At 66.2% G+C, this 26,311-nt stretch carries 30 protein-coding genes and 1 pseudogene; 22 read left to right on the top strand and 9 right to left on the bottom strand.

Annotated features, from left to right (window positions below; translation table 11 throughout):
• Positions 1-142 precede the first annotated feature (142 nt).
• Positions 143-1,351, top strand: coding sequence for a sensor histidine kinase (locus tag OG555_RS24385; protein ID WP_329474856.1), 1,209 nt, complete (start codon positions 143-145; stop codon positions 1,349-1,351).
• Positions 1,348-2,028: a response regulator transcription factor gene (locus OG555_RS24380; RefSeq protein ID WP_329474855.1), complete on the top strand. Its 681-nt coding sequence runs from the start codon at positions 1,348-1,350 to the stop codon at positions 2,026-2,028. Before OG555_RS24385 ends, OG555_RS24380 begins: the two co-directional genes overlap by 4 nt.
• A 183-nt stretch (positions 2,029-2,211) precedes the next feature.
• On the opposite strand, the gene OG555_RS24375 is transcribed toward OG555_RS24380, so the two are convergent.
• Positions 2,212-3,249, bottom strand: coding sequence for a lipocalin-like domain-containing protein (locus tag OG555_RS24375; protein ID WP_329474853.1), 1,038 nt, complete (start codon positions 3,247-3,249; stop codon positions 2,212-2,214).
• Between the two features lie 1,374 nt (positions 3,250-4,623).
• Positions 4,624-5,025 carry a hypothetical protein gene (locus tag OG555_RS24370; RefSeq protein WP_329474852.1) on the bottom strand — a complete coding sequence of 134 codons (402 nt, stop codon included), beginning with the start codon at positions 5,023-5,025 and terminating at the stop codon, positions 4,624-4,626.
• Between the two features lie 337 nt (positions 5,026-5,362).
• On the opposite strand from OG555_RS24370, the gene OG555_RS24365 reads away from it, so the two are divergent.
• On the top strand, positions 5,363-5,710 hold the full coding sequence (locus tag OG555_RS24365; RefSeq protein WP_329474851.1) for a DUF2399 domain-containing protein: 348 nt from the start codon (positions 5,363-5,365) through the stop codon (positions 5,708-5,710).
• Positions 5,711-5,834: 124 nt separating this feature from the next.
• Here OG555_RS24365 and OG555_RS24360 read toward each other — a convergent pair.
• Positions 5,835-5,996: pseudogene (locus tag OG555_RS24360) on the bottom strand (RNA polymerase sigma factor); the annotation flags it as partial.
• A 274-nt stretch (positions 5,997-6,270) separates the two neighbouring features.
• Between OG555_RS24360 and OG555_RS24355 the strand changes: the two are divergent.
• The 3 genes from OG555_RS24355 to OG555_RS24345 are packed head-to-tail and all read left to right on the top strand — an operon-like array spanning position 6,271 to position 7,849.
• The gene (locus OG555_RS24355) at positions 6,271-7,059 is read left to right on the top strand and encodes a helix-turn-helix transcriptional regulator (protein ID WP_329474850.1); all 789 of its coding nucleotides are present in this window, start codon (positions 6,271-6,273) and stop codon (positions 7,057-7,059) included.
• A 23-nt stretch (positions 7,060-7,082) separates the two neighbouring features.
• Positions 7,083-7,472: a VOC family protein gene (locus tag OG555_RS24350; protein ID WP_329474849.1), complete on the top strand. Its 390-nt coding sequence runs from the start codon at positions 7,083-7,085 to the stop codon at positions 7,470-7,472.
• Positions 7,472-7,849, top strand: a complete 378-nt coding sequence (locus tag OG555_RS24345) for a hypothetical protein (protein ID WP_329474847.1) — start codon at positions 7,472-7,474, stop codon at positions 7,847-7,849. Before OG555_RS24350 ends, OG555_RS24345 begins: the two co-directional genes overlap by 1 nt.
• Positions 7,850-7,931: 82 nt before the next feature.
• On the opposite strand, the gene OG555_RS24340 is transcribed toward OG555_RS24345, so the two are convergent.
• A complete protein-coding gene (locus tag OG555_RS24340) occupies positions 7,932-8,420 on the bottom strand; it encodes a VOC family protein (RefSeq protein WP_329474846.1) in 489 nt (162 codons plus the stop codon).
• A gap of 330 nt (positions 8,421-8,750) precedes the next feature.
• Here OG555_RS24340 and OG555_RS24335 point away from each other — a divergent pair, with 330 nt between their 5' ends.
• Positions 8,751-9,974 carry an MFS transporter gene (locus OG555_RS24335; RefSeq protein ID WP_329474845.1) on the top strand — a complete coding sequence of 408 codons (1,224 nt, stop codon included), beginning with the start codon at positions 8,751-8,753 and terminating at the stop codon, positions 9,972-9,974.
• 279 nt (positions 9,975-10,253) lie between these two features.
• Entirely contained in the window at positions 10,254-11,042 is a 789-nt protein-coding gene (locus OG555_RS24330; RefSeq protein ID WP_329474844.1) for a GNAT family N-acetyltransferase, read from the top strand.
• A 67-nt stretch (positions 11,043-11,109) separates the two neighbouring features.
• On the opposite strand, the gene OG555_RS24325 is transcribed toward OG555_RS24330, so the two are convergent.
• A complete protein-coding gene (locus OG555_RS24325) occupies positions 11,110-11,748 on the bottom strand; it encodes a TetR/AcrR family transcriptional regulator (RefSeq protein WP_329474843.1) in 639 nt (212 codons plus the stop codon).
• 203 nt (positions 11,749-11,951) lie between these two features.
• Between OG555_RS24325 and OG555_RS24320 the strand changes: the two genes are divergently transcribed.
• The 4 genes from OG555_RS24320 to OG555_RS24305 all read left to right on the top strand — a co-directional run bounded on the left by OG555_RS24320 (position 11,952) and on the right by OG555_RS24305 (position 15,160).
• The gene (locus OG555_RS24320; protein ID WP_329474842.1) at positions 11,952-12,068 is read left to right on the top strand and encodes a DUF5709 domain-containing protein; all 117 of its coding nucleotides are present in this window, start codon (positions 11,952-11,954) and stop codon (positions 12,066-12,068) included.
• A gap of 78 nt (positions 12,069-12,146) precedes the next feature.
• Positions 12,147-13,196 carry a GNAT family N-acetyltransferase gene (locus OG555_RS24315; protein ID WP_329474841.1) on the top strand — a complete coding sequence of 350 codons (1,050 nt, stop codon included), beginning with the start codon at positions 12,147-12,149 and terminating at the stop codon, positions 13,194-13,196.
• A gap of 73 nt (positions 13,197-13,269) precedes the next feature.
• Positions 13,270-14,043: an SDR family NAD(P)-dependent oxidoreductase gene (locus tag OG555_RS24310; protein WP_329474840.1), complete on the top strand. Its 774-nt coding sequence runs from the start codon at positions 13,270-13,272 to the stop codon at positions 14,041-14,043.
• A 448-nt stretch (positions 14,044-14,491) separates the two neighbouring features.
• Positions 14,492-15,160 carry a hypothetical protein gene (locus tag OG555_RS24305; RefSeq protein ID WP_329474839.1) on the top strand — a complete coding sequence of 223 codons (669 nt, stop codon included), beginning with the start codon at positions 14,492-14,494 and terminating at the stop codon, positions 15,158-15,160.
• Positions 15,161-15,245: 85 nt separating this feature from the next.
• Here OG555_RS24305 and OG555_RS24300 read toward each other — a convergent pair whose 3' ends face one another.
• Positions 15,246-15,914 carry a sigma-70 family RNA polymerase sigma factor gene (locus tag OG555_RS24300; RefSeq protein WP_329474838.1) on the bottom strand — a complete coding sequence of 223 codons (669 nt, stop codon included), beginning with the start codon at positions 15,912-15,914 and terminating at the stop codon, positions 15,246-15,248.
• A gap of 70 nt (positions 15,915-15,984) precedes the next feature.
• Here OG555_RS24300 and OG555_RS24295 point away from each other — a divergent pair, with 70 nt between their 5' ends.
• Positions 15,985-16,926 carry a uracil-DNA glycosylase family protein gene (locus tag OG555_RS24295; RefSeq protein ID WP_329474837.1) on the top strand — a complete coding sequence of 314 codons (942 nt, stop codon included), beginning with the start codon at positions 15,985-15,987 and terminating at the stop codon, positions 16,924-16,926.
• 120 nt (positions 16,927-17,046) lie between these two features.
• Here OG555_RS24295 and msrA read toward each other — a convergent pair whose 3' ends face one another.
• The 3 genes from msrA to OG555_RS24280 all read right to left on the bottom strand — a co-directional run bounded on the left by msrA (position 17,047) and on the right by OG555_RS24280 (position 18,162).
• A complete protein-coding gene (msrA, locus tag OG555_RS24290) occupies positions 17,047-17,595 on the bottom strand; it encodes a peptide-methionine (S)-S-oxide reductase MsrA (protein WP_329474836.1) in 549 nt (182 codons plus the stop codon).
• Positions 17,592-17,753, bottom strand: coding sequence for a hypothetical protein (locus OG555_RS24285; protein WP_329474835.1), 162 nt, complete (start codon positions 17,751-17,753; stop codon positions 17,592-17,594). Before OG555_RS24285 ends, msrA begins: the two co-directional genes overlap by 4 nt.
• 148 nt (positions 17,754-17,901) lie before the next feature.
• Positions 17,902-18,162 (bottom strand): hypothetical protein, encoded by a 261-nt coding sequence (locus OG555_RS24280; protein WP_329474834.1) that lies wholly within the window; start codon positions 18,160-18,162, stop codon positions 17,902-17,904.
• Positions 18,163-18,432: 270 nt separating this feature from the next.
• Between OG555_RS24280 and OG555_RS24275 the strand changes: the two genes are divergently transcribed.
• The 9 genes from OG555_RS24275 (at position 18,433) to OG555_RS24235 (ending at position 26,299) form a co-directional block, all read left to right on the top strand.
• Positions 18,433-19,350, top strand: a complete 918-nt coding sequence (locus OG555_RS24275; RefSeq protein WP_329474833.1) for an NADP-dependent oxidoreductase — start codon at positions 18,433-18,435, stop codon at positions 19,348-19,350.
• Between the two features lie 259 nt (positions 19,351-19,609).
• Positions 19,610-19,876 (top strand): hypothetical protein, encoded by a 267-nt coding sequence (locus OG555_RS24270; RefSeq protein WP_329474832.1) that lies wholly within the window; start codon positions 19,610-19,612, stop codon positions 19,874-19,876.
• Positions 19,877-19,941: 65 nt separating this feature from the next.
• The gene (locus OG555_RS24265; RefSeq protein WP_329474831.1) at positions 19,942-21,870 is read left to right on the top strand and encodes a thiamine pyrophosphate-binding protein; all 1,929 of its coding nucleotides are present in this window, start codon (positions 19,942-19,944) and stop codon (positions 21,868-21,870) included.
• 8 nt (positions 21,871-21,878) lie between these two features.
• Positions 21,879-22,583 carry a flavodoxin family protein gene (locus tag OG555_RS24260; protein WP_329474830.1) on the top strand — a complete coding sequence of 235 codons (705 nt, stop codon included), beginning with the start codon at positions 21,879-21,881 and terminating at the stop codon, positions 22,581-22,583.
• Between the two features lie 23 nt (positions 22,584-22,606).
• Positions 22,607-23,245 carry an RNA polymerase sigma factor gene (locus tag OG555_RS24255; protein ID WP_329474829.1) on the top strand — a complete coding sequence of 213 codons (639 nt, stop codon included), beginning with the start codon at positions 22,607-22,609 and terminating at the stop codon, positions 23,243-23,245.
• A complete protein-coding gene (locus OG555_RS24250) occupies positions 23,242-23,472 on the top strand; it encodes an anti-sigma factor family protein (protein ID WP_329474828.1) in 231 nt (76 codons plus the stop codon). The genes OG555_RS24255 and OG555_RS24250 overlap by 4 nt, the downstream gene beginning before the upstream one ends.
• 280 nt (positions 23,473-23,752) lie before the next feature.
• Positions 23,753-24,859: a lactonase family protein gene (locus OG555_RS24245; protein ID WP_329474827.1), complete on the top strand. Its 1,107-nt coding sequence runs from the start codon at positions 23,753-23,755 to the stop codon at positions 24,857-24,859.
• Between the two features lie 121 nt (positions 24,860-24,980).
• Positions 24,981-25,445 (top strand): GNAT family N-acetyltransferase, encoded by a 465-nt coding sequence (locus tag OG555_RS24240; protein ID WP_329474826.1) that lies wholly within the window; start codon positions 24,981-24,983, stop codon positions 25,443-25,445.
• On the top strand, positions 25,442-26,299 hold the full coding sequence (locus tag OG555_RS24235; protein WP_329474825.1) for a GNAT family N-acetyltransferase: 858 nt from the start codon (positions 25,442-25,444) through the stop codon (positions 26,297-26,299). The genes OG555_RS24240 and OG555_RS24235 overlap by 4 nt, the downstream gene beginning before the upstream one ends.
• The last annotated feature ends 12 nt before the right edge of the window (positions 26,300-26,311 follow it).

The raw sequence follows: 26,311 nt of genomic DNA, 5'->3' as shown, positions 1-26,311 counted from the left end.
CGAGATCGGGACGTCCGATCGAGGACTGCACTGTCTACGCCGTTCGACGTAGCCGGCCCCTGGCCGGACCGCGCTCGTCGCCGTAGTGGCCCGCGTACCTGATGGGAGTCGTCACTGCGGCCGGAAGACCTATGATCGCGACATGCAAGCCCGCGCCGTGTCGTTCCGCCTGCCCGCGCTTGGGCTGGACCTGTTTCTCGCGCTCTTCATCACTGTGATGCAGGTCCAAGGCACCCTGGCGAAAGTGGCTGCGGACCCCGAATCGGTGCTACGTCCGCTCGCGGACTTCGGACACCTCGGATACATCCTGCTGATCGCGAGTGGCGCCGTCGTTGCCCTGCGGCGCCAGTTCCCGGTGACTGTCTTCGCGATCACCGCGCTCGCCAGCCTGATCTACTACACCCTGGACTTCCCCGACGGACCGGGCTGGCTTGGGCTCTTCGTCGCCCTCTACACCCTCACCGCGTACGGCGACGGCCGCCGGTCACTGGCAATCGCCGGTGCCGGAATCACCGTGCTGACGGCCGGTTGGCTGCTCGCCGCAACCGACATCGAGCCACCCGCCGCCATCGGATGGGTGTTCTTCCGGATCGGGGCGTCGGTGATGAGCGCCGCCCTCGGCGAGTCGGTCCGGACCCGGCGCGTCATCGCCGCCGACGCGATCGAGCGAGCCGAGCTTGCCGAACGAACCCGAGAGGAGGAAGCCCGGGCCCGCGTCGACGAAGAACGACTCAGGATCGCACGCGATGTCCACGACACCGTCGCTCATGCCATCGCCATCATCAACGTCCAGTCCGGCGTCACCGCCCACCTACTCGACAAACGGCCCGAACGGACCCGCGAGGCACTGCTGGCCATCGAGCAGACCAGCTCCCAGGCGCTGCGCGAGATGCGGTCCATCCTCGGCGTACTCCGAGACACCGACGACGGGCGAGCGCCGCACCCCGGCCTCGGGCAGATCGAAGTACTGATCGCAAAGGCCCGCCACGCCGGACTCGACGTCATGCTCGACAGTGCGCCGCCGACCGCGGCGCTGCCCAGCGTGGTGGACAGCGCTGCCTACCGGATCCTCCAGGAGTCGATCACCAACGTGATCCGGCACGTCGGTCCGACGCACGTGACAGTCGGGCTTGACTACGGAGTCGACTCCCTAGAGTTGAGCGTGACCAACGGGCGTGGCGATGGCCCCTCCAACGGCGCAAGGACCGCCGTACCAGGGCGTGGGATCATCGGCATGCGCGAGCGGTGTCAGCTCCTGGGCGGCCACCTCGACGCCGGGCCGACAGCTGGCGGCGGGTTCGCGGTCACTGCGCGACTCCCCTTTGCGCCGGCGGGAGGGACAGCCCGGTGACCACGTCCTTCGATGATGTCCCGATCAAGGTGCTACTCGTCGACGACGAGGGTCTGGTGCGATCAGGCTTCAGGTCGCTCCTCGACGCCGAGGACGGCATCGAAGTTGTAGGCGAAGCCGCCAACGGCGCCCAGGCCGTCGAGCAAGCCCGAGCCAGCCGGCCGCACGTCGTACTCATGGACATCCGGATGCCGACGATGGACGGCATCCGGGCCACCCAGGAGATCGCCACGACCCACGGACTCGAACACGTCCGCATCCTCATCCTGACCACCTACGACACCGACGCGTACGTCTTCGAGGGACTCCAAGCCGGCGCGAGCGGTTTCATGCTCAAAGACGCCGGCCCTGCCGAGCTCCTCCACGGCATACGTGTCGTCGCCGCCGGAGATTCGCTGCTGGCACCGCGAATCACCCGCCGCCTCATCTCACAATTCACCGCCCGACGGACAGCCGACCAGGCGGCCGAGGAGCGGCTTGCGGTGCTCACCGAACGCGAACGAGAAGTCCTCGCCCTGGTCGGTCAGGGCATGAGCAACCAGGAGATCGGCGCCGAGCTGTTCCTCAGCCCAGCCACGGCACGCACCCATGTCAGCCGAGCCATGGTGAAACTCCGTGCTCGCGACCGCGCGCAACTAGTGGTCATCGCCTACCAAACAGGACTCGTCAGCCCTTGACCAGCGGCACGGTCGTCGAGGTGGCGGAACAAGATCAGCGCCGCTTCCTTGCGGCGAATCCGCTTGACGCCTTGCGCTCGAACATTCGCCACCGTCCCTTCTGCCTCCCAGGGCTCACGTCGCGGGAGTCGACGTTCGTCTCGCAGCCTTCCACCGCTGCCTCGAGCCCCGGGATCGCGGGCACTATCGCCAGTTGCCGTACTGCTCGGCGTATGCCAGCCCGCTGACCGGCTTGCCCCGATACCGTCCGGTGACGGTGGCCGCACCCTCGTAGAGTCCGCCGGAGGCCTGGAGTTCCTGACCCTGTGGCCGGGCGACAACGGTGAGGCTGACATCCAGCGCGGGGATGTTGACGGTCCACCGAGTGCCGTACCGTTTCCCGCTGGACGGGCTGGTCCAGAAGTCGGAGGTGGTGCCGGCGAGCGGTTTCACCGCGACAACCTCATGGGTCCCGTCCGGGCGGAGCACCGTCGCGTAGGGAAACTCGCCATCCGTGGCGAGCAGGTCCCACAGGTTGACCCGGTCACCGTTGGACAGCTGAAGGGCCATCCAGGTCCACTTCTGCAAGGTGTCCTGCTTCCAGGAACCCCACTGGCGGTCCAACCACGACTCTCCGGTCACCGGGTAGGTACGGTTGTTCACCTTGAGCGTTCCTTGCGTCGCAAGGCTGGGCAGGGAGTAGTAGTAGCTCGTGCCGTCGAGAAACGGGATCAGCCCGGTCCCGTTGTTGTACATCGCGGGTCCGCGCGCGCTGAGGATCAGATCGATCTCCCCGACCGGCAGCGTGGCGTGCAGGCGCATCGCATCCATCGGCCCGGACAGCGTCGCATGTGGCGTGCGGACGTCGAGCTCGGTTGTGGAAAAGCTCGTCTGGTCAGGCGAGTAACGCTGGCTCTGCGTGTAGTACTTGCCGGTGGTCTTGTCAGTGATCGCGATCAACGCCTGCGGTGCCCCACCGATGTTGAGGATCGTGACCTGGTAGCCGAACCGATGACCGCGGGCGTTGAGGTGGCCGACCACGTACCACCATTCGATGGGTGTGTTCGGGTGCGCCGGCTGATCGGCCGGTAGATGCACGAACGTGGGGAACGTGGGCGCCGTCATGGTTGCCGCCGGCCGACTTGTGCCCGCAGGGGCGGATCTGGTCTTGGCCGTCGCGGGAATCGCCCACAACGCTACGCCGGCCAGTACGGCTCCGAATGTCAGCGTGGCGATCGCCACGATTCCTCGACGTTGCTGTCTTTGCATACTCTTCCTCACCACTTGCCATCGGGAGTCCACTTGTCCATGTGGTCAGTGCCCGACTGCCGGAATCCCGTACCGTCCAGACGCTGCTGTCCCGGGCCAACTGGACCGTAGTGGCTCGGCTATGCCGGTCACGGCGCCGATGACCGGCGCCCAGGAGAGTTTCACGGAATCGATCCTCGCGCGGTCTAGGCAGCTGCGGACTCCGACAGCCGATGGCAACGTGTACGCAGCTCTGCTTAGGCAATTCGTGCCCAGGTACGCCCGTCGTCGTAGGCGGTCGCGCATCTAGCTGGAGTCGGTTCCGCTGCGGGAGGCCCCGTACGACCAGGTCGCGAGATCTGTTGTCGATCAGCCTCTGATGACGCCGCCCCGCACCGGGACGCCTGGCCGCCAGGATGTCGGCGTAGGTGAAGTTCGGCGGCTCGGCCAAGAGTTCAGCCCACGCATCGTTGTCGACCCGAACTCTTCCTGCGTCGAGGTGGAATTGCCCGTCCAGCGTCTACGGACCGTGGGACGCGGCGGGGTCGCGCAGTGCTCATCCGGGGCAGCAGGCGCGTCGGAAAATCCCGGCTGGTGGAAGAGTTTCTCGACCGCGCCGGACTCCCGCACGTCTTGTTCACCGCGGTGGGCGGATCCCGGGACGGGGACCTGGCCGCTTTTCGTGATGAGGTCTCTGCGTCGTCGTTGCCCGAAGCATCGCCGTCCTCTGGAACCAAGTCGACCTGGAAGTCAGCACCGTCGATATCACCCACACCACCGCCCGGTCACCCCGCGAAAGACTGACCACAAAACCACCACATCCAGAACCGGCCAACGCACCCTCAGCCTCCCCCGTAGGGCTTCCGCCATGCTCCGCGGCCGCGACACCGTCGGCACCTGCCCCACCGACCCCCGTCTTCCCCCACTCCTACCGCCAACCGCTCTCTGGGTCCCTGCGCCATCCGGCTGCGCCTCGCGGGCGAACTGCCGTGGGCTGCCCCCCCGGACGGCGCCCTCCCCTTTGCATCAAAGCCGGTGCAATGTCCTCAATCGGTCGAGCGGCGACGCCCAGAACTAACTGCTCACGGGAATTCGCGGACGCACCGAGGGGTCGGGTGAATGTTGCCATGAGCACCGATCATTGCCGCCCGGCATAACTTAGGCCACTGCCATCTCATCGCCCAGGAGCCATAAACTCGGTGCTGCGCCGTTCATCCCGAAGCCACCGACGACCAGGTCGACACCCTCGTCTCTCTCCTGACCGGCCTAGCCTTCGACCGCCTCGCCCTCAGCGTCCCTCCTACCGCCTCGCGCCGAGGGAGCGTGAGAGGGAGCCAGATCGGAGGCGCGACGTCGGCATTCGTCCCACTACTTCGGTACGCCGTCGCTAATCGAGAGCCACTGGCTCCAAGCCGAGCAAGTGGTGTATCCGCCGCCCGCGCTCAGGTCCTTCTCGCAGACCATGATCCGGATGTATCCGGTCTCAGCCATGTCATAGTTGCAGGCCGTCTCACCGTTCTGGGCACCGTTCGAGTCCACGCACGCCCCAGAGCGGCCGTAGTCGGTCTCCCAGCGCGTCACCGCACTCTTGCCGTCGAACCTCCAGTCGAGGGTGCCGACCCAGTCGCCGTCACTCTGGAAGTTTCCCTCGTCTCCGGCGGAGTTCTCCACCTCCCCTGGCCAGCTCGGCCACTCCACCGCGTGCGCCGGCGAAGCCACGAACGCCGCGATACCGACAGCTCCGACGAGGACGCCTGCCATCTTCTTCATTCCTACTTACCTCCACAGTCGATTGGGGAAAAATGTTACGAGAAGAATCCAGAGTCGGCCAACCAATTACCGTAGAGTCGAATGGAACGTAGCGAGAGTTCAGGCCGGCCAGGCGATCATCGACCGCGGGAACTCCCCCGGCCGGTCGCCGAGCTGCACCTCGCCGACACGTCCCGTGCCGAGGTCGATGGTCCAGCGCTAGAGCTGGATCGGAGTCATCTGCGACGCAGCTTCCTCGCGCGTACTCGTCCTCAATCTGCCTCTCGAGGGCGAATCCCCCGCCACGCGCCAGTGCGTCAATGCCCTCGGCGAGCCGGTCCGGCTCACTCTCCGCTCCTTGACCAGCAACTGGTCCGTAGGTCGCCAAGCCACGATCTTCGTCTGTGAGTGCACCATCGAAGCCCGGGCCGATTTCGACCAGGCCGGCTTCACCATCGCCGACCAGATTCTGTCCGTTGCTTCGGACACCTACTCCTGGCGGTGCGACACCACGACATACGCGGCCATCTGCGACCTTCCCGACCGGCCTGCCACAGCACGCAGTCTCTCCGAGGCACTCAATGATCTTCGTGTTCTCTCCACCGACACACGGATCCCAGTCCACGAAGAACGCCTCCTCGGAGACTTGCTGGCAGATCTCGCTGCCGGAAACGCATCACCTGGAATGAAGGCGAGCAGCCGGTGAGGCGAGTTCGAGTTCGAAGCCGCCGGAGCCGGTCGGACGCGATTCCTCGGGTCAACTCGCGTCCACGCCGGTTCCGGCGTACGACGTCGACGGCACGGTTCCGCGCGGTCGTGACGATCCAGCCGGCCGGATCGCCCGGGACACCGTCACGCAGCCACCGATCCACAGCGGTCACGAAAGCATCCTGTACGGCGTCCTCGGCAAGCGCGATGTCACCGAATACCCGGACCAGAGTGGCCACGGCCTGCCCGTGCGCCTCGCGGAATGCCCGCTCGACGTCGTCCATCCACCACCTCCGTCAGTGGCCGGCCTGCAGGCGTCCGGTGGCCCGGAACGGCCGCACCTCGATGTCGTGGTTGATGGCCTCCACAACCTTCTCCGCCGAGGCCAACGCTGCGTCGAGCCGGCCCGGTGCATCTCCTCCTCGAGCGCGATCACCCGTCCCACGAACGCCTGCATCTGCTGGAATATCCCGCTCCGCCCTAGTGACGAAAGGCGAAGCCACGATCAGGACAACTGAGGATGTCCTTTTTGTCCACGGCCGCGTTTAGCCTGCGGACATGAACCGGATCGATCGTCTGTACGCCCTCGTCGAGGAGCTGCGCGCGGCCGGGCCGAGGGGCCGTACGGCGCGGCAGTTGGCCGGGCATTTCGAGGTCAGTGTCAGGACCGTGGAACGCGATCTCAGTGCGCTCGGGCAGGCCGGCGTACCGCTCGCGACCAAGCAAGGACGCACCGGTGGCTACACGGTCGACCGGTCGATGAGCCTGCCGCCGCTCAACTTCACGTCCCGTGAGGCGACCGCGGTTGCCGTGGCCCTGAGCCGTGCCGACCATGTGCTCTTCGCCCGGGATGCCCGGAGCGCGTTGCAGAAGATTGTGGCCGCCATGCCGGAGCGCGCACTCGAGGAGGCCCGTGCGGCCGCCACGAAGGTCAGGTTGCTCGTCCACCCAGTGCCTCATCCCGATGCGGAGATCGCCGAGACGGTCTGGCAGGCCGTGCGCGACAACCACGTGCTGCGCATCAGCTACATCGACGTCGGCGGCGTCGAGACCGAGCGGGAGGTCGAGCCGCAGCACGTCGTCGTCGGTCCCAACGGCTCGTATCTCACCGCCTGGTGCCACCTCAGACACGAAGATCGGGTGTTCCGGATGGATCGCATCACCGTGGCCGAGCGCACCACGACACCGCCACCTCCGCGGCACGCCGTCCCCGAGGTGAAGGTCGACGGCCACGAGACGAAGCTGCCGGAGTCGGCACTGCGTCCTGAAGATCTTCTGCCGAACACCGACATAGGGGTGTCGCGAGCCAGTGCGACGGTGGGTGCAGCCCGTCGTCCCGGCGGGTGATTCGCACGATGAAGGAGACACTCATGAACGCCCCAGCTCCCGGCACCCTGGCCTGGTTCGAGGTCGCCACCAGCGACTCCGACGGCGCCCAGAAGTTCTACGGCAGCCTCTTCGACTGGACCTTCGACGCCGACGGCCCGGCGGCGACCGGCGGCCTGGACTACCGCAACATCAAGGCCTCCGGCGCCGACGGACCGATGGGCGGCATCTTCGGCACCGGCGGGCAGATGCCCGGCCACGCGGTGTTCTACATCCTCGTCGCCGACGTCGAAGCCACCTGCGCCGACGCGGAACAGCTCGGCGGCACGGTGGTGAGCAAACACCTCGACCCCGGTCCGGGCGCCCCGGCGTTCGCGTACCTCCGCGACCCGGCAGGTAATCAGTTCGGCGTCTTCACCCCATCGAAGGCCTGATGACACCAAACGCGCAGCGCCCGTCCCCGCCGGACCAGCCCGGCGGGGACGACGCCCGCGACCTCTACGACGAACTCACCGACGACCTCCTCTACGACCCCGCCATCGGCCGGTCCACGATGATGGGTTATCCCTGCGTCCGGCTGGCAGGACAGTTCCTCGCGTCGTACGACGAGAAGGCCGGCCGGTTGCTCGTGAAACTACCCAGCGAGCGAGTCGCCGAGCTCGTCGGGACTGGCACCGGCGACCAGTTCGCGCCCGCCGGGCGAGTCTTCCGCGAGTGGGTCGCCATCGCCACGATCGACCGCCATCTCTGGCGCACCCTCCTCGCCGAGGCCGTCACCTTCGCCCGGACGACCCTCGGCGGGCAGCCGTGACGGACAGCAGGCAAAGGCTTCGGCGGAAGGTGATTGTGGGTAGCACGATCACCTCACGCTGAATCGATCGTTCCCAGCGGGGCTACGACCCGGCCGAGCCGAACAGCTCGGCCATCCGGCGCATCAGCTCCTCGGGCGTCACGTCCTCGATGTGCGACGCGACGGTCCACCCGTGTCCGAACGGGTCGACGATGTGCCGGTCCCGGTCGCCGTAGAACTGATCCTCCGCCGGACGCTGCAGCGTAGCGCCGAGCTCCACCGCGCGCGCGATGACCGCGTCCACGTCCTCGACGTAGATGAACAGCGAGGCGGGAGAGCCCGGCAGCCCGCCTGGGGGCGGCGCAGCGGTCCCCCGCTGGGGGTCCTCGTCCTCAACAATGACGACCGAATCGCCGATCTGGATCTCTGCGTGAGAGATCGTCCCTGCCGGGCCGGGGAAGCGCATCCGCTCGGTCGCGCCGAACACCGAGCTGTAGAACTCCAGCGCCTTGACGGCACCCGCAACGGTGAGGGCTGGCGTCACCCGGCGGTACGAATCGGGGATAGGGCTGGGTTTTGCTGCCGCTGTCATCTGGGTTTCCTCCGTCGGTGCACTCGTGGATCTGCCCTGTCCGGGCCGCTCGGATGCCGCGCTCTACCAGTAAGACGATCGGAGGAACGGCGCATCCGACAACCGCCAGGAGATATCTGCCCAGTTTGCACCGGCCTGCGGGCACATCTCTCCGCTGACCGGCGTGGGTCGGGGCCGGAGCGACGTCGAGGAGCGGATCTGCGCGCTGCTGGTAAGACGGCGTGACGGATCGACGCACATCACATGTACGAGGACGCCATTCGCTCGTCCCTTGCTTACCGGTACGGCGAGATGCGCCCTTTGGCACGGACTGGAGAGAGGCACAACTCGATGCAGAATGTGGCACCGGTGATCAACCTGCGCCCGCGGGACAGAACGCTTCCGCTGGCGTTCGTCTCCGCAGTGGTCTCCCTGATCGCCACGTTTGCCGCAGTGGGATCGACGATCCCGCTTTTCAACATCTACCGGGCTGAGGACGGGTTCACCAATGCCGACGTCTCGCTGACGGTCGTCGCCTACTCCGCCGCTACTCTCAGCACGCTGTTGGTGTTTGGCCGACTGTCCAATCATGTGGGCCGACGGCCCATCGCGTTCGCCTGCCTCGGACTGCTTGTGGTGGCTTGTCTGCTGCTCTTGAACGTGCACGACATCGGCATCCTGATCGCCGGTCGGCTCCTGATGGGCCTCGGTGCCGGGCTGGCCAGTAGCACCCTCACCGCCTACATCGTCGACGCCGCGCCGGCGAGGCCGACCTGGCTGGCCTCCGTTGCTTCGAGCCAGACGGTCATGCTCGGTCTCGCCGTGGGTGCCATCGCATCCGGTGCCTTGGTCCAGTTCGGACCATGGCCACGCGGCCTGATCTACCTGGTTGCCATCGGGCTGCTCCTGCTGTCTGCCGCACTCGTCGCCATCAGCCCGGAAACCGTGACTCCGACGCCGGGCGGCTGGCGATCACTGCACCCTGGCGTTCGCGTACCGGTCCGTGTCAGACATCTGCTCCCCGTTGCGGCCGCGGTGTTCCTGGCCACCTGGGCGACCGGGGCCTTCTACCAGGCCTTCGTGCCCGCACTGGTCGAAGATCAACTGCACACCAACAGCTCACTCGTTCTCGGACTGGTATTCGCCGCTTATATGGGCCCCAGTGCTCTGGGTGCTCCCCTTGGCGGCCGGTTCTCACCAGCCGCGGGCCAGCGCATCGGCATGATCGCCTTCTTGGCCGGGTGGACCGGCCTGATCACGGCGATCACCACCGGCGCATTGCCCTTGTTCATCGCGGCAACCATCATTGCGGGAGCCGCTCAGGGCATCGCCATCAGCGCCGCGACCCGTGGCCTGCTGTTCGGCAGTACCCTGCCCGACAGGGCACCGACCTTCGCCGTGGTCTATCTCCTCAGCTACAGCGGCGCGACCATTCCCAGCCTCATCTCCGCCCGGCTCTCCGACATCTTCGCAGTACCGGAGATCGCCCGCGGATACGCCGGGCTTGCGATAGTCGCCACACTGGTCACTGCCTTCGCTGCACGAAACCCGCACGACCAAGAGCAGCCAGAATGATGAGCACACAAAGAGGCCTCATCGGTCCACTTTCGGACTCAGCTCTGTCACACCCGCCCGGTGCTCCGATCGCCGATGGCCTGCCATCACAAGCCCAGATCGATCTGGATCGTGCAATCTTGGTCGTATCGTGGCAGCGTCGACGTGTCGCCAGCCTGCCAGGGCACCGCGATGCGATGAGCCATTGGAGGACTATATAGTCCATTCATGGACGCGAGCCAGCCCCAGGCTATGAGGCGTCGCGGTCAGGTCAGCGAGCAACACACAGAGGAAGTAGCGATGACTGATCAGGTTCTTCGGCCCGATGGAACGGGCTTCTACCTCGCGGGCGGCGAGCTTATGGTCGCCAGCCCCGCCGAGCAGGCGATATCCGGCGGCCAGCCGGCCGACTTCAGCCTTACCGCAGGTCTGTTCGGCAGTGCCGATATGGATTTCATGTTCGCCAGCTGGAACACCACGCAGGCGGGTGATCTGCGTCGCGTACGGTCGGAGGACGGGCGCTTGGTCCTGCCGTTGCGGACACAGCCGGTGATGCTCACCTCACTTCCGAGCAAGGTGCGAGTGCAACTGCGTACCGCCGCAGGACTCCACGACGCCGAAGGCCTCTGGCAGCTCGTCCTTCACTTCCGCAACCAGACCGGATCGAGCCTGACCTGGCACGCCGGTCTTCCCGCCGAAGCGTTCGGTACAGGCTGGCTGGCTCCTTTGGCCGATCTGCTGACCATCGACGGCGCGGACGGCGCCGCGGCCGGTCCTGATGCCGCGACCAGCACGCCGGCGGTCGCCGTGGTCCACCACGCAGACGACGAGTACTACGAACTCCTCGTCGACGGCCAACAGGCCGGACTCCTCGTCTACCACGTGATCGGCTCGCACCTCTCGATCACGCACACCGTCATCGAACCGACCTACCGCGGCCGAGGTCTTTCGTGGGCGCTGGTCGGCCGCGCTCTCGACGACATCCGTACGAGGTCTGTCACGGTGTCGAACTACTGCCCGGTCGTCAGCCGATTCGTCGAGAAGAACCCTGACTACCGCGATCTCCTCAGCATGCCGCGGCCGGCCTGACCCTCCCTCGGACAATGACCCGGCCCTGGGCGACTCATCACTTCCGAGCCGCGGTCCCGCCGCTGTTCTACTTGTCGTTGGCCGACTTTGCGTGCGCTCGGACCGAGTCCATCGCCAGATCGAGTGCGATGTGCATCGGCCCGGGATCGCGGGCCGCTTGGGCGAGAACATACCCACCCTGGAGTGCGGCCATGATGCCCGTCGCCAGCGTCTGTGGATCAGCGTCCTCGGCCAGTGTGCCGTTGGACTTCATCCGCTCGAGCGCGGCGGTCAGCAGCGAGATCCAGGATGTCAGGTGCGCGTCGAGATCGACGCGCGCTGCCTCGTCCTGATCGGAGAGTTCGGTCGACAGTGACCCGAGTTCGCAGCCCAGCGCTCCACGGCGTGCTGTGACTCGCTGGAGTATGGCCCTGCACCACCGATCCAGGCCACTCAACGAGTCAACCCTGCGGAGATACTGCTCCTCACGTTCGAGCACGCGCCCGCCCCGCAGTGCGATCACCGCTTGGACCAAGGCGCTCTTGTCGCTGAAATGCCGGTAGAACTGTGACTTGCTCGTCCCACTCGCGGCCGTCACTTCGTCGAGGGTGGTCGCTGCGGCACCCTTCAGAGACATCAGCTCGTCGGCAGCGGCCACGATCCGGGCTCTGGTGGCCGCGCCGCGAGCGGTCAGGCGGCGATCGAGCTCATTCACTGTCTCGGGCACGAAAAGAGCTTATCGGGACCGAGCAACGATTGCCGCCGACTGTGGAGATGCCCGACGTACGTCGGCGTGCCGGCCACCGCCATCACGGCCGGCGGTCGCGACGGCGGTCGATGGTCTCACTCGACGGGTAAGTCCCCCTGCCGGGGCCGACACCAACCTTCGTGAGGAGCCGGCGCGTCGCCGGCCGGTCTGCAGGAGGACGTATGAGCGAGGTCAGTCGCGCGGCCGACGTCAGGATCGACGCAGGCGCGGCGAGCGCCGAAGAAGCTGCGATCCACGGTGTGGACGACGAGCCGCTGGAGCTTGATGAGGTCAACTGATCGACACAGCACCGACACGATGACGCTGACCTGTCACCAGCACGTGCAGTGCCGGCTTCGGGAAAGGACCGCAGAGCGATGAGAACCCTGGTGAACGACTCCGAGCGCAACCTGACCGTGGTCGAGAACGACGAGTTGCGAAGGTACGAACTACTCGTCGCAGGAACGACGGTGGGGACCCTCGACTTCCGTGTCCTCGGGCCACGGCGTGTCCTCGGTCATACCGAGATCACTGAGGATCAGCGAGGCCGTGGACTCGCCACAGCCCTGATCAACGCAGTCCTCGACGACCTCATCGCCGAGGGAGTCCGGATCACGAACTACTGCCCTGCTGTCGAGCGATTCCTTCAGCGCCATCCGGAGTACGTCGTGGTACTCGATCCATTGCACCCGCCGATCCAGCCCCGATCCAGGCCCCGGGCAGGCGGGAGACAGCAGATGGATCGTTCCGGTCCCCTGCAGCAGATCGTGCATGCCCAGCACTCCAGGCTCAGAGAGCTGGCCGCGCGTTCTCAGGATCCGAGCACCGACGGATTCGAGAGGCGTCGCATCACGGACCAGTTCGCGGCCGTTGCCGCACAGCATGCCGCGGCAGTCGCTGACGTCTTGCTGACCGCGGCCACGACGTCGTCCGGTGACGACGCCGCGGTCCTGCTCGAGAATCTCAGACAGTTCGAGCAGGCGCCGCGGGTACTCAAAGGTCGGGCGTACGGCGACGCGCGCTTCCTGGACCTCAGCGCAACCGAGACCTGGCGAGAAGCCGAACGCCTACTGGCCGAGCACGAATCATGGGAGACGAGGGTCGTGTCCGGACTGGAGCGAGTTCGTGGTACCGAGGGCAGCACAGAGCTGGCCCGCGCCTTGGCGAAACGGCAATGGAGTTCGCCGACGCGACCGCACCCCAACTCGCCGCATGCCGGAGTCGCCGGACGAATAGCGCGCCAGCTGTGGCGCATCGCCGACTCGACCTGGGACGAGCTGGAGGGACGCGGGCTTCCGACCGAGCCGATGGAGCACGCGAATCAGCATACGGCCTTCTCTCTTTACCTCTTCGGAACCACCGACGACGCCGACCCCACGGCCGGACCCGATACACCTCACACTCATCAAGATCCCGGGAACCAGTAAGCCGGACCTCCGATCAGCACACAGATAGGGACATCCGGGTCACTCCGGCCCGGCACGGATCGAGGGAAAGCTCATGAGTGGATACTTCGAAGGTCGCAAGCTCATCGTGGTCGGTGGGAGCAGCGGCATGGGGCAACAAACCGCAGTGGATATCGTCGGGCAAGGGGGCAAAGCCGTCATCGTCGGGCGTCAGCAGGCCAAGGTCGACCAGACGGTCGCCGAGCTCGGTGAGAAGGGCGAGGCCTGGGGGATCACGGCCGACCTCGCGGATCGCAAGCAGGTAGAAGACGTCCAGGAGCAACTCGCCGCTGACCATGCCGATGCGACGCTGCTGGTCAACGCGGCCGGATTCTTCATCCCCAGGGAATTCCTCGACTACAGCCAGGAGAACTACGACGCGTATCTGGAGCTGAGTCGGGCTACGTTCTTCCTGACCCAGACGGTGGTGCGAGGTATGAAGGCTGCAGGCTCCGGTGGTGCGATCGTCAACATCGGCAGCATGTGGGCCCATCAGGCGGTGGCGGCGACGCCGGCGACCGGGTACTCGATGGCGAAGGCCGGCCTGCACGCCCTGACCCACAACCTGGCCATGGAACTGGCGGCTGACGGCATTCGCGTCAACGCGGTCGCGCCCGCAGTGGTGGCCACACCGTTGTACGAGGGCTTCATCCCCGCCGACCAGCTCGAGGAGGCGGTGAAGGGATTCGACGGCTTCCACCCCTTGGGACGGGTCGGAACAGCCCAGGACATCGCCTCGTCGATCGTCTTCCTCCTCTCACCCGAGGCCAGTTGGATCACCGGGGCGATCCTGAACGTCGACGGCGGCGTGATGGCCGGACGCAACTGACGGCCGAGCACGCGAACCTGGCCGGTGGTTGCTACTGAGGTATGCAGAAGCACTCGCGGGGCCGGCCAGGGACGGTCGACGACCAAGGCTTGTCTACCGAGCAGGGCTCCGCTCCGAAATCTCAGGTAAGAAACCGGTCTGTCGCCGTGGCCATTTCGTACGCGCGGGTGGCCGCACCGATCAGGTGATCCCGAACGATGCCGCTGACGAGCGAGCGCTCGATCACGTCCCTGTGGAATGAGTGTGGAGTGCCCATGACGAGTTTTCAGACCGTGTCTGCCGGCGGGTTGGAGGTCTTCTACCGCGAAGCGGGTAAGCCGGGAGCACCGAAACTCCTGCTGCTGGGCGGATTCCCTTCCTCGTCTCACCAGTTCCGGAACCTGATGCCGGCCTCGCCGACAGGTTCCACCTGGTCTCGCTCGACTACCCCGGGTTCGGGAACACCGAAATGCCGGATCCGGCCGACTGGGACTACACCTTCGACCACCTCGCAGAGATCGTCGACGAGGCATTGCTCGCCATCGACTTCACCGGCCCGATGGGGCTGTGCATGCAGGACTACGGTGACCCGATCGGGAACCGGCTGATCTCGCTTCATCCGGACTGGCTCCAGTGGCAGGTCATCCAGAATGCCAACGTCTACGAGGAGGGGTTCACCGAGATCTGGGACGGGATGCGTCACGGCCTCTGGGCCAACCGCAATGCCGAGACCGAGGCGCCACTCGAGGCATTGCTCGAACCGGAAGCAGTGAAAGCGATCTACCTGACCGGCCACTCCGATCCGACGAAGATCAGCCCGGACAACTGGAACCTGGATCTGCACTTCCTGGCCCGGCCGAACGCGCGCAGGGTGCACCTGGATCTCTTCTACGACTACCGGACGAACGCCGCCCAGTACGTCGCCTGGCAGCGACGACTGCGCCGCGACCAGCCGAGAACGCTGATCCTCTGGGGCCAGGGAGACATCTTCTTCACCTCAGCCGGTGGCGAGGCGTATCTGCGTGATCTCCCCGACGCGAAGCTGGTTCGCCTGAATTCCGGACACTTTGCAACAGAGGACTGCTTGCAAGAGATCGTTGACGGGATCAACAGTTTCTACGACGAGACCGTCAGATAGCCCAGACTCCGACTCCCCCCGAGCGCCTGTCCCCTGCCGGGTGCAGCGGGTAAGCCCGCTCATCCTGCCCGTCGGCCGACGCTACTCATGCGATCTGCTGCTCCGCCAGGTAGCCGGCGTCGACCAAAGCGGTTCGCAGCTTACGGCGGGCATCGAACATCATCTTGTAAATCGCGTTGTGTGTCGCGCCGAGCTGATCAGCGAGCACGTCGGTGGGCATCCCGTTCAGCACCAGCGCGACGAAGACGATCCGTTGCTTCGCCGTCAGATTCCGGTCGACGGCACGATGCACCGCCTTCATCAGATCCCGGCCTTCGGCCTGCGCCTCTGGCTCGATCCCCAGCCGCGCGGGAAGGCGGTCCCAATCCTCTTCGTCGAACGCGACGCCGGCCCGCTGCCAGAAGTGCCGGTTGACCTTGGCCGCCACGTCGAAGATCACGAACTTGTACGCCCAGGTGGTGAACTTGCAGTCACCGCGGAACGTCTCGACCTTGCCGCAGATCGCCAGTAGGGCATCGGCGGCTGCTTGGTGCGCGATGTCGTCCAGCTCCGGCCCGACGAGTCGCAGCCTCGCCGCCCGCCGCCCGGCCTCCGCCCTCGCGGCTCGCAGGAGAATCTCGTACAAGCGTCGGCTCGCCAGCTCACCCCGATCCCCACCGCCGCTCAGGTCGCGAACCCAAGCACGGTTCTCCCGGGCCACCTCTGGGGAGACGACACGTACCTGCGACAACGACTCGGAACCTTCGCTCTTCATGGATCTCCGGCGATCAACGGAACGTACTGATCACTGGTCCAGCGCCTCAATGTCGGACCCGTGAAACAACATGATGGACGATACCGTCCATCAAAGCCTCCGTCCACTCGGCGTCGAGCGACCCTCGGCACAGCGCGAGTCCACCAGCCACTTCAGGACGATGTGCACCTCGATCGCCGAGACAGAAGGTGATAGTGAACACATCACGCTTGAGCAGGACTTGACCGCAGCGAGGCATAGTTCGCGCTCACCGTCGCATGACGATGTCATTAACTGGTCGATCTCGTCCTATTTCTCGCAACAACGGCTGCACCCGGAAGGTCGGCCAGGTCATCTGACACGAATAGGCATCGCCAGATTTCAGGGACGGATCGAGAGCCGCGTGGACGAACTCACAGCATTGCGTGACGAGATCAGGAACGACACCTCGAACGCGTGGGCCACAGAGCGTGGGTACGAACCGATCTACTCCGCATCATCGCGTTCGAAGATCGTCGTCATTGGCCAGGCCCCCGGCCGGCAGGCTCAGGACAGCCAGATCCCATGGAACGACGCCAGCGGCATCAAACTGCGGCAGTGGCTGGGCGTCACCGACGCGCAGTTCTATGACCCGGACACGATCGCCCTGCTGCCGATGGATTTCTACTATCCGGGCAAGGGCGCCCACGGCGACCTCCCTCCGCGCCCGGCCTTCGCGTCACGGTGGCACCAACGAATCCTCGAGACGATGCCTGGAGTTCGCCTCACAGTTGTCATCGGCCGCTACGCCCAGAAGCACTATCTGGGAACCGGCGCCAAGAGGAACCTGACCGAAACCGTCCGCGCCTATCGGGACTATCTTCCGGACCGGATCCCGCTCGTCCACCCCTCACCCTTGAACTTCAGGTGGCAGGCAAAGAACCCGTGGTTCGAGACGGAGGTGATCCCTGCTCTGCAGACACTCGTCGTGGATGCTGTCTCCCACGCTCCCCAGGACACTGCCGACGACCGGCCGCCCAGGAGCTACTCGTAGCGGCCGTCGAATGTCACGCCATCACGAAGGCCGGTGAACCGCAGCCCGACGATCCGCTCGTCCTCGACTCGTTGGTGGCCTCCGAGCCACCGTGGCTTACGGCACATCGGAGTCGACAAGTCAGGCGGTGGTGCGCCGCGGGAGCACCCAGCCCGGACGTACGAAGTGGCAGGTGTAACCGGCCGGGTACCTGATCAGGTAGTCCTGGTGCTCGGGCTCAGCCTCCCAGAACGGACCAGCGGGCTCGATCGTCGTCACGGCCTTGTCAGGCCACAGACCTGACGCGTCGACGTCGGCGATCGTGTCGCGAGCGACCTTGTCCTGTTCGGGCGTGAGCGGAAAGATCGCCGAGCGGTAACTCGTGCCGACGTCATTGCCCTGACGGTTCACTGTCGACGGGTCGTGGATCTGGAAGAAGAACGCCAGGATGTCACGGTACGTCGTCTGCGCCGGGTCGAAAACGATCTCTACCGCTTCTGCGTGACCGGGATGATTGCGGTACGTCGCGTGGTCGTTCTGCCCGCCGGTGTATCCAACACGCGTCTCGAGCACGCCGGGCTGCCGGCGAATCAGGTCCTCCACCCCCCAGAAGCACCCACCGGCGAGGACGGCCGTCTCGGTGCCGGGCTTGCGGGTGACCTGCCCGGTGTCGTGAATTCCGCTGGTCATGATGCATGCTCCTCTGTGCTGATGGTGTCTGACGTCTCGAACATCGACCGGTACTCGTTGTGGAATGCGGGCTCGGTCCCGTCTCTCCGCGTGACGTGGAGCTGGCTGTCGGTGAGGCGGCTGAGCGCCTCCGGAGTCTTCCTGTCGTCGTGCGACACGGTTTCTCCTCCTCTGACGCCGCTGGCTGCGCCGTCACTGGCAACAACACTGCAGACAATCGATTTGGTCCCGGATCCCGTAGAACCCGTTGTGACCGCGATCTCAGCTCGGCTGGGCCATCCGCAACATGAGCGATAGAGCAGTAGCTCAGATGTCATCCCGGCCGTCACTGTGCAGCTGACTGTGCAGATCATCGTCCTGCACAGCGGCCAGTAGTCCGTCGGCATCTTCCGCGCATGCTCCGCACGCAGCAAGGTGCGACGCCAATCCGGGATACTGCCCGGCAGCGTCGACTCCGGCCACGAGTAGCTCGGCATAGGTGTGCAGAACAGCCATTGCCTCATCACACCCGACGTCACGCGGGTCGGTGGCCAGGAACCGCTCCAGTCCCTCCCGCCACCCGGTCATCACCTTTCACCTCTCCCCGTGATCAGTACCTTTGGCAGCCGTCGGCTCCCTGCTGGATATCCGTTAGTGGTCGGATGGGCGCGGATCTTACGCCACGGATCGACGACCTCAGGTTGATCGCGCCCTCCTTCAACGGGTCGCTCCCACGGCGGCGACCTCGTGCCGACACTCGTCTCGACCTGCGCGGTAAGACGTCGAAGGTGTGGTGCCGCCAATGCTTGTGAACCGAGAATGCGTTGTAGGCGGACGCTGGATACTGGGAGGTGCCTGATGAGGGCGATTGTGGTGACGGACCAGGCAGCAGGAACGGCCGGAATGACGCTGACCGAGCGTCCTGACCCGCCGGCGGCGATCAACGACGTCGTCGTCGAGATTCATGCGTCGGGCTACGTCCCGACCGAGCTGGACTGGCCGTCGACCTGGACCGATCGTGCCGACCGCGACCGGTCGCCGTCGATCCCGGGGCACGAGCTGGCCGGAGTGGTCAGCGCACTCGGCTACGGCACGACGGGGCTGTCGGTGGGACAGCGCGTGTTCGGCCTCGCCGACTGGCATCGCGACGGCACCCTGGCGGAGTACGTGGCGATCGAGGCACGCAACCTCGCCCCGCTCCCGGGCGACGTCGACTTCACGGTCGGTGCGAGCCTGCCGATTTCAGGGCTGACCGCGTGGCAGGGACTGTTCCAGCACGGCCGCCTACAGGCAGGCCAGAGCGTCCTCGCGCACGGCGCGGCCGGCGCAGTCGGCACGATGGTGACCCAGCTCGCGCGCGAGGCCGGCGCCTACGTCATCGGCACCGGACGCGCCGCCGACCGTGAGAAGGCGCTCGACTACGGTGCACAGGAGTTCGTCGACCTCGCCGGCGACTCGCTGGAAGACGTCGGCAAGGTCGATCTGGTGTTCGACCTCATCGGCGGCGACATCCAGAAGAGCTCCACGGCCCTGATCAAGACCGGAGGAACGCTGGTGACCGTCGTGGGGCCACCCGAGGCGCGGCCCGCGGAGGGCCCGGCGATCGACTTCGTCGTCGAGGCCGATCGCGCCCAACTGAATGAGATCGTCCAGCGGGTGCGAGACGGGCGGCTGCGGACGAACATCGGCACCATCGCGACCCTCGACGATGCTGTCGCCGCTTTCAATCCCACTGAGCGCCTCAGGGGAAAGACGATCATTCGTGTTCGTCCGTAGCGCACGGACAGGCAGGCGGTCCCGTCTCCGCTCAGTACCGCGATGACGTGAGCAACGATGCTGAAGAACGGCCGGGCGAAGGCCGTTCTTCAGCACCCAGGAACGATGTCCGTGCTTGACGACGAAAAGCCATCGGCGTACTCGCGCTGGTCCAGGGTTCCGCCATGTTCATCTCGCCCTCGACCTTCCTGGACCTGTGGCCGTGGCCGCTCACTCCACTGTCCTGCCGAACGCTGGCATCCGTGTGCTGCCTGGTGGTGTGGATCAGTTCGCGGGCAAGGCGGCGAGGGATCGGCCGGTCTTGAAGAAGTTGGTGAGGGCAGCCGTCTCGGGGAGCTCGGTCATCAGTCGGCGGGCGCCGAAGGTTGCGTTCCAGACGTCGCCGGTCCGTGGTGTCCAGGGGCCGACGTACGCATACGGCTCCGGAATGCTGAGATCCGGCGAGGATCAGCTCGGCGACACCGTGCAGCGAGCGTCGGGTTACGGCGAGCGAACGTTCGTCCATGACTGCAATCTCCTCCTGTAACGCCTGGCCCGTGGCAGGCACTGACCCATCAGAAGGTCCGTGTCGCGGAGGGTGGGAGACGTTACATGACAGCGAACTGGCATCGCGTGGATGAGGTCGACGTACCGGCCGATGGACGAGTCCGCAGTGTCGTGGTGGACGGTCGAAGCATCGCGCTCGCCCGATGCGGGGTCCGGTTGGGTGCCCTGGAGAACAAGTGCCCGCACCAAGGCGGGCCGCTGGGTGAGGGCTCGATCGAGAAGGGTCTGCTGCGCTGCCCGTGGCATGGGTACGACTACGACCCGATCACCGGTCAGCCGCCGGAGGGATTCTCCGACAGTGTCCCGTCGTATCCGGTGGACGAGCGCGCCGACGGGGTCTACGTGCAGCTGCCCGACCCACCGCAGCAGGTCCGTACGGTGGCCGACGTACTGGTCGAGACATTGGTTGCCCATGGCATCAGTCATGTCTTCGGCATGGTCGGGCACTCCAACCTCGGGTTCGCCGAGGCGATGCGCCGGGCCGAGGAACGCGGTGAGCTGACCTACATCGGCATCCGGCACGAAGGAGCGGCCGCCTTCGCCGCCAGTGCCTACGGCAAGCTCACGGGTCGTCCCGCGGCCTGCTTCGCGATCGCCGGTCCGGGCTCGACCAACCTGCTCACCGGTCTGTACGACGCCAAGCTCGACGAGGCACCGGTAGTCGCGATCTCGGGTCAGGTCCCGTCGAAGGTCCTCGGCCGGGGCGCGTTCCAGGACCTCGATCTGACCGCGGTCTTCAAGGACGTCGCGGTCTCCAGTACGGCGGTGCAGGCCGGCAGTGACCACGCCGAGCTGGCGGCGCTGGCGGTCAAGCACGCGATCGACAGCCGCGGCGTCGCCCACCTGGTGCTGCCGGACGAAGTCCAGGTCCTTCCGTCCGAGAGTCCGGCGAAAGGTCCTGCCGGGCGGTTGTCGCGGCGGCGGATCCGGCCCGACGACGACACCTTGGCCCGGGCCGCTGCGATGATCGGCGACGCCCGCCGACCAGTGCTGATCGTCGGGCACGGCGCTCGTGGGGCAGAGGACCAGGTACGCGGGCTGGCCGAGCACCTGAATGCACCGGTATTGACCACGTTCAAAGCGAAAGGTCTGGTGCCGGACACACATCCGCTCGGCGCCGGGGTACTCGGCCGCAGCGGTACTCCGGTCGCCAGCTGGCTGATGAACGAGTCGGACCTGCTCATCGTGGTCGGCGCATCGTTCTCGAACCACACCGGCATCGCGGCCTACAAGCCGATCATCCAGATCGACGACAACCACACGGCGATCGGCCGCTTCGACGCCGTCACCGTCGACGTCCTCGGCGACGCCGGACTCGCCCTGGCCGCACTGACCGGCAGGCTCACCGACACCAAGGCGGACGATCAGCGCCCCGACCTCGCCGAACGCTGGGCGATCTGGCGGGCGGAGAAGGCGCGCCGGGTGAACGACGACCGCGGCCGCGGCGTCTCGGCGGCCGCCGTGTTCGGCGCGCTCTCCGGGCACCTACCAGCGGATGCCGTGCTGACTGTTGACGTCGGCAACCACGCGTACTCGCTCGGACGCTATCTGGAGTCGAAGGGCCAGCCGGTGCTGATGTCGGGCTATCTCGGCTCGATCGGCTTCGGCTATCCGGCCGCGCTCGGCGCCTGGGCCGCCGCGCCTGGCCGGCCGATCGTCGCGGTCACCGGCGACGGCGGGTTCGGCCAGTACGCCGCCGAGCTGACGACCGCGGTGAAGTACGGCATCCCGATCAAGCATGTACTGCTCGACAACCACTCGCTCGGCAAGATCAGCAAGGAACAACTCGCCGCCGACTACCCCGTCTGGCACACCTCACTGCGCAACCCCGACTGGGCGGCGTACGCCGAACTCTGCGGCGCAACCGGGATCCGCGTCACCCGCCGCGCCGAGCTCGACGACGCGATGACCGAACTGTTCGCCACCACCGGACCGGCCCTGCTCTGCATCGAGCAGGACGCCGAACTGCTCTAGGAGAAGCCATGCCCGAGTACGACGACCTGCGCGCGCTGTACCTGAACTGCACCCTGAAACGATCACCCGCCGTCAGCCACACCGAGGGACTGATCGACGTCAGCCGGAAGATCCTGGAGAAACAGGGCGTCCAGGTCGACGTGATTCGCGCGATCGACCACGACATCGCCACCGGCGTCTGGCCCGACATGACCGAGCACGGCTGGGCCGTCGACGAGTGGCCCGTGATCCAGGAGCAGGTGATGGCGGCCGACATCCTGGTGATCGCCGGACCGATCTGGCTGGGCGACAACAGTTCGGTCACCAAAAGGGTCATCGAACGCTTGTACGGCAACTCCTCGATCCTCAACGAACACGGCCAGTACACGTACTACGGACGCGTCGGCGGCTGCCTGATCACCGGTAACGAGGACGGCGTGAAGCACTGCGCGATGAACATCCTCTACTCGCTGCAGCACCTCGGCTACACGATCCCGCCACAGGCCGACGCCGGCTGGATCGGCGAGGCCGGCCCGGGCCCGTCGTACCTGGACATGGACTCCGGCGGCCCACAGAACGACTTCACCAACCGCAACACGACGTTCATGACCTGGAACCTGATGCACCTGGCCAGAATGCTGAAAGACGCGGGCGGCGTCCCTGCATTCGGCAACCAGCGGTCCGAATGGGACGCCGGCTGCCGCTTCGACTTCGAGAACCCGGAGTACCGTTGACCGTTCTCCTGTACGGTCGGCCTGTGGGGGTGGTCCTGCCGACGGACGACGTCCTCGTCGCCGGGCTGCAGGCCGGGGACGGGGAGACATTCGCGTGCCTGCTGAACGGCTGGTCTGGCTCGATGCTGCGGCTGGCCCGGTCTTTCGTTTCGACCGCGGCGAGCGCCGAGGAGGTCGTCCAGGACACCTGGTTGGCCGTCTTCCAGGGCATCGAGCGGTTCGAGGGCCGGTCCTCTCTGCAGACCTGGGTCTACCGGATCCTGATCAACATCGCCCGCAAACGAGGGTCCGCCGAGCAACGCACCGTACCGTGGGCCAGCCTGGCCCCGGACCGGGACCCGACTGTCGACCCGAGCCGGTTCCGCGGCCCACACGACCAGTACCCGGGCGGGTGGCTGGCGTTTCCGGAGCGGTGGCCGTCAACCGAGAGCGAGGTCCTGGCCAACGAGGTCAGAGCGACCGTGGCGGCGGCGATCGAGAGTCTCCCGATCCGCCAGCAGGTGGTCCTGACACTGCGGGACATCGACGGTCAGACCGCCGACAACGTCTGCGCCCTGCTCGACATCTCGACGGCGAACCAGCGCGTCCTCCTGCACCGCGCCAGGGCGGCGGTGCGCAGCCACCTCGAGCGGTACTTCGCAGCGACCGGAGTTGAGTCATGACGTGTGCAGAGCTGGTTGAACTCGTCACCGCCTTCCTCGAAGGAGCGCTCGACCCGGACACCGAACGGCGTTTCATCGAGCACCTGGCGGTCTGCGACGGCTGCGAGACGTACGTCGACCAGATGCGCCGCACCGTCGCCGAAGTCGGCCAGGTGGAACCCGAGAGCCTCTCGGACGAGACACGCGATCGCCTGCTCGAAGCGTTCCGCACCTTCCCGCGCGAGTGAGCTGTAACGTCCGAGCGCTCCACCGGCACTGAACCGCCATGCCGGATGTGGAGTTCACCACGATCCGGCCGCGCTACTCCTGACTCGAATCGACGAGTGAAGCTAATTTCCGTCGCTCTCCGTATTCCACCGAACTACCGGCGATAACCCCTTATGATTTACGAACAATTTCGGCCGGGATAACGGGTCCCTTACCGCCAGCGGAGATTCCTTATTGGGCATTGCTCAGACATCTATTGTCAAAGGAATTCAGCGGTATCGCCCTAGGAAAGGAACTTCCATGCGCACCAGATCGGCCCGTGTCCTGGCTCCCGCACTGGCCGCCGTCGCCGCGGCGTCCCTGCTCGGACTCTCCCCCGCACACGCGACGGCCGGCCCTGTCGCGAACCCGGTCGTCGGGCACGTCTACGAGACGACCAACTCGGCCGCCGGTAACGCGATCCAGGTCTTCGACCGGTTGCATGACGGCCGGCTGCAGGCCGGCGCCACAGTCCCGACCGGCGGTCGTGGGCTGGGTTCCTCCCTCGCCTCGCAGAACGGTCTGGTCCGAGACGGCAACCTGCTGTTCGCCGTGAACGCCGGGGACGACACCATCTCGACCCTCGCCATCACCGGCCACGGCCTGGTACGCCGTGACGTCGCCGCCAGCGGCGGCGACCAGCCGGTCAGCCTCACCGTGCGCCATGGACTTGTCTACGTCCTGAACCAGAACAGCGAAAACATCAGCGGCCTCCGGGTGAGCCACGACGGCCACCTCCAGCCGCTGCCACACTCGACCAGGGCACTCAGCAAGACCACAGCCAATCCGACCGCGGCCGCACAGGTCTCGTTCAGCCCCGACGGACAGGCCTTGGTCGTGACCCACAAGGGCGACCAGACGATCGACACCTTCGCCGTCAGGAACGGTTACGCCGGACCCGCCGTCGCCCACCACTCCTCAGGCTCGACGCCGTACGGATTCGCCTTCGACCGCCGCGGCCACGCGATCGTCTCCGAAGCCGATGCCAGCGCCGTCTCGTCGTACGCCGTACACGCGAACCAACTGCGGACCATCAGCGCTTCGGTGCGCGACAACCAGGCGGCCGCCTGCTGGCTCGTGGTCACCCGCGACAGCCGCTTCGCCTACACCGTCAACGCAGCCAGCTCGTCGATCTCGTCGTACCGCATCACCACCGACGGGCACTTGCGGCTGGTGGCATCAGTAGCAGGAAGCACCAGCGGTGGCGGCACGGACGCCGCGCTGAGCCGTGACAACACGTCCCTCTACGTCCGCCTCGCCAACGGTGTTGTCGCCTCGTTCAGCGTCCACCACGACGGCTCACTCACCACGCAGAATGACACCGCCGGAGCCGCCATCTCCGGCCCCGCAGGACTCGCCACCGACTGATCAGGCGATCAGAACGAGCACACGTGAAGGCTGATGCCAGGGGGCGCGTAACGTCTCGCGCCCCCTGTGACACAAACATCCAGAAGAGCCAAAGCCACGCCGACAGCCGGAGTTCGCCGAGATGATCGTGCATCGCTATGACGGGGACCGGGATCTACTGCGCCCGCTCTTCCGGGAGGCCGACGACTCCGAGCAGCAGATCGATGCCTACCTCGACCTCGGCGCGGTGTTCGTGGCTGAAGACGACGGCGAGATCATCGGCCACCTACAGCTGATCACCGGCGACGACGCCGAACTGAAGAGCATGGCCGTCACCGAGAGCCGCCGCGGCACAGGCGTCGGCCGGGCTCTGGTCCGCGCAGCGCTCGAACACTGCCGACAGAACGCGGCGAAACGTCTCCTCGTCGCCACAGCGGCAGCCGACATCGGCAATCTGCGCTTCTACCAGCGGCAAGGCTTCCGCATGCTTCGCATCGAACGCGACGCGTTCGTGCCTTCGACCGGCTACCCCGATGAAATCGTCATCGACGGCATCCCGCTACGCGACCGCGTCTGGCTCAGCCAGGACCTGGCAGGAGAGGCATGAAAACCGAACGAACACCACTGTTCTGCGACGCCGACCTGGCCGAGCGAATCGAGCTGGCCGAATCCCAGCTCATCGAAGCCACCGCCGTCGCCGCCCACCGCCGCCTCGCCAATGACCGAGGCTTCGTGATCCCGATCGCGGGTGGACTCGCGAGCTTCGCCGACCACGACTCGCCGTTCAACAAGGTCGTCGGGCTCGGATTCGGCGGCGTACCGACCACCCGCGAGCTCGACGAGATCGAGCACGCGTACGCCGCCGTGGGCGCGCCCGTGCAAGTCGAGCTCCCGCACCTCGCCGACCCCGAGATCGGCATCGCCCTCAGCCGGCGTGGATACCAGTTGGAGTCGTTCGAGAACGTGCTCGGCATCGCGATCGACAACAGGTACGACGTCACGCTGCCCGACGGAATCGAGATCCGGCCGAGCGGCGATCAGGAGCTCGACGTTTGGCTGAACGTGATGGCCGACGCGGTCGCCGTACCGGACACACAAGGAGTCCCGTGGCGCGAGGAGTTTCCGCGCGAAACCTACATCGAAGCCGAACGTGACGCCGCAGCAGCGGACATCAGGCGCTACATCGCCCTACTGAACGGCGAAATCGCGGGCGGCGCCGGGCTCCGCACAGCAGACGGCATCGCCCAGTTCGCCGGCGCCGCAACGCTCCCCGCACACCGCCGCCACGGCATCCAGTCCGCTCTCCTGTTCACGCGCCTCTCCGATGCAGCTGCCGCAGGCTGCGACGTCGGCGTGATCACCACCCAACCCGCCTCGAAATCCCAGCAGAACGCCCAACGCAGCGGCTTCAACCTCCTCTACACCCGCGCCGTTCTGGTGAAGCACCTCGACGCCACCTGAACAATCCAGGCA

This window comes from Kribbella sp. NBC_01484 (assembly GCF_036227145.1).
Lineage (GTDB): Bacteria > Actinomycetota > Actinomycetes > Propionibacteriales > Kribbellaceae > Kribbella.
Note: the sequence above shows the minus strand (reverse complement) of the source record. Positions and strands in the feature narration are given on the sequence as shown.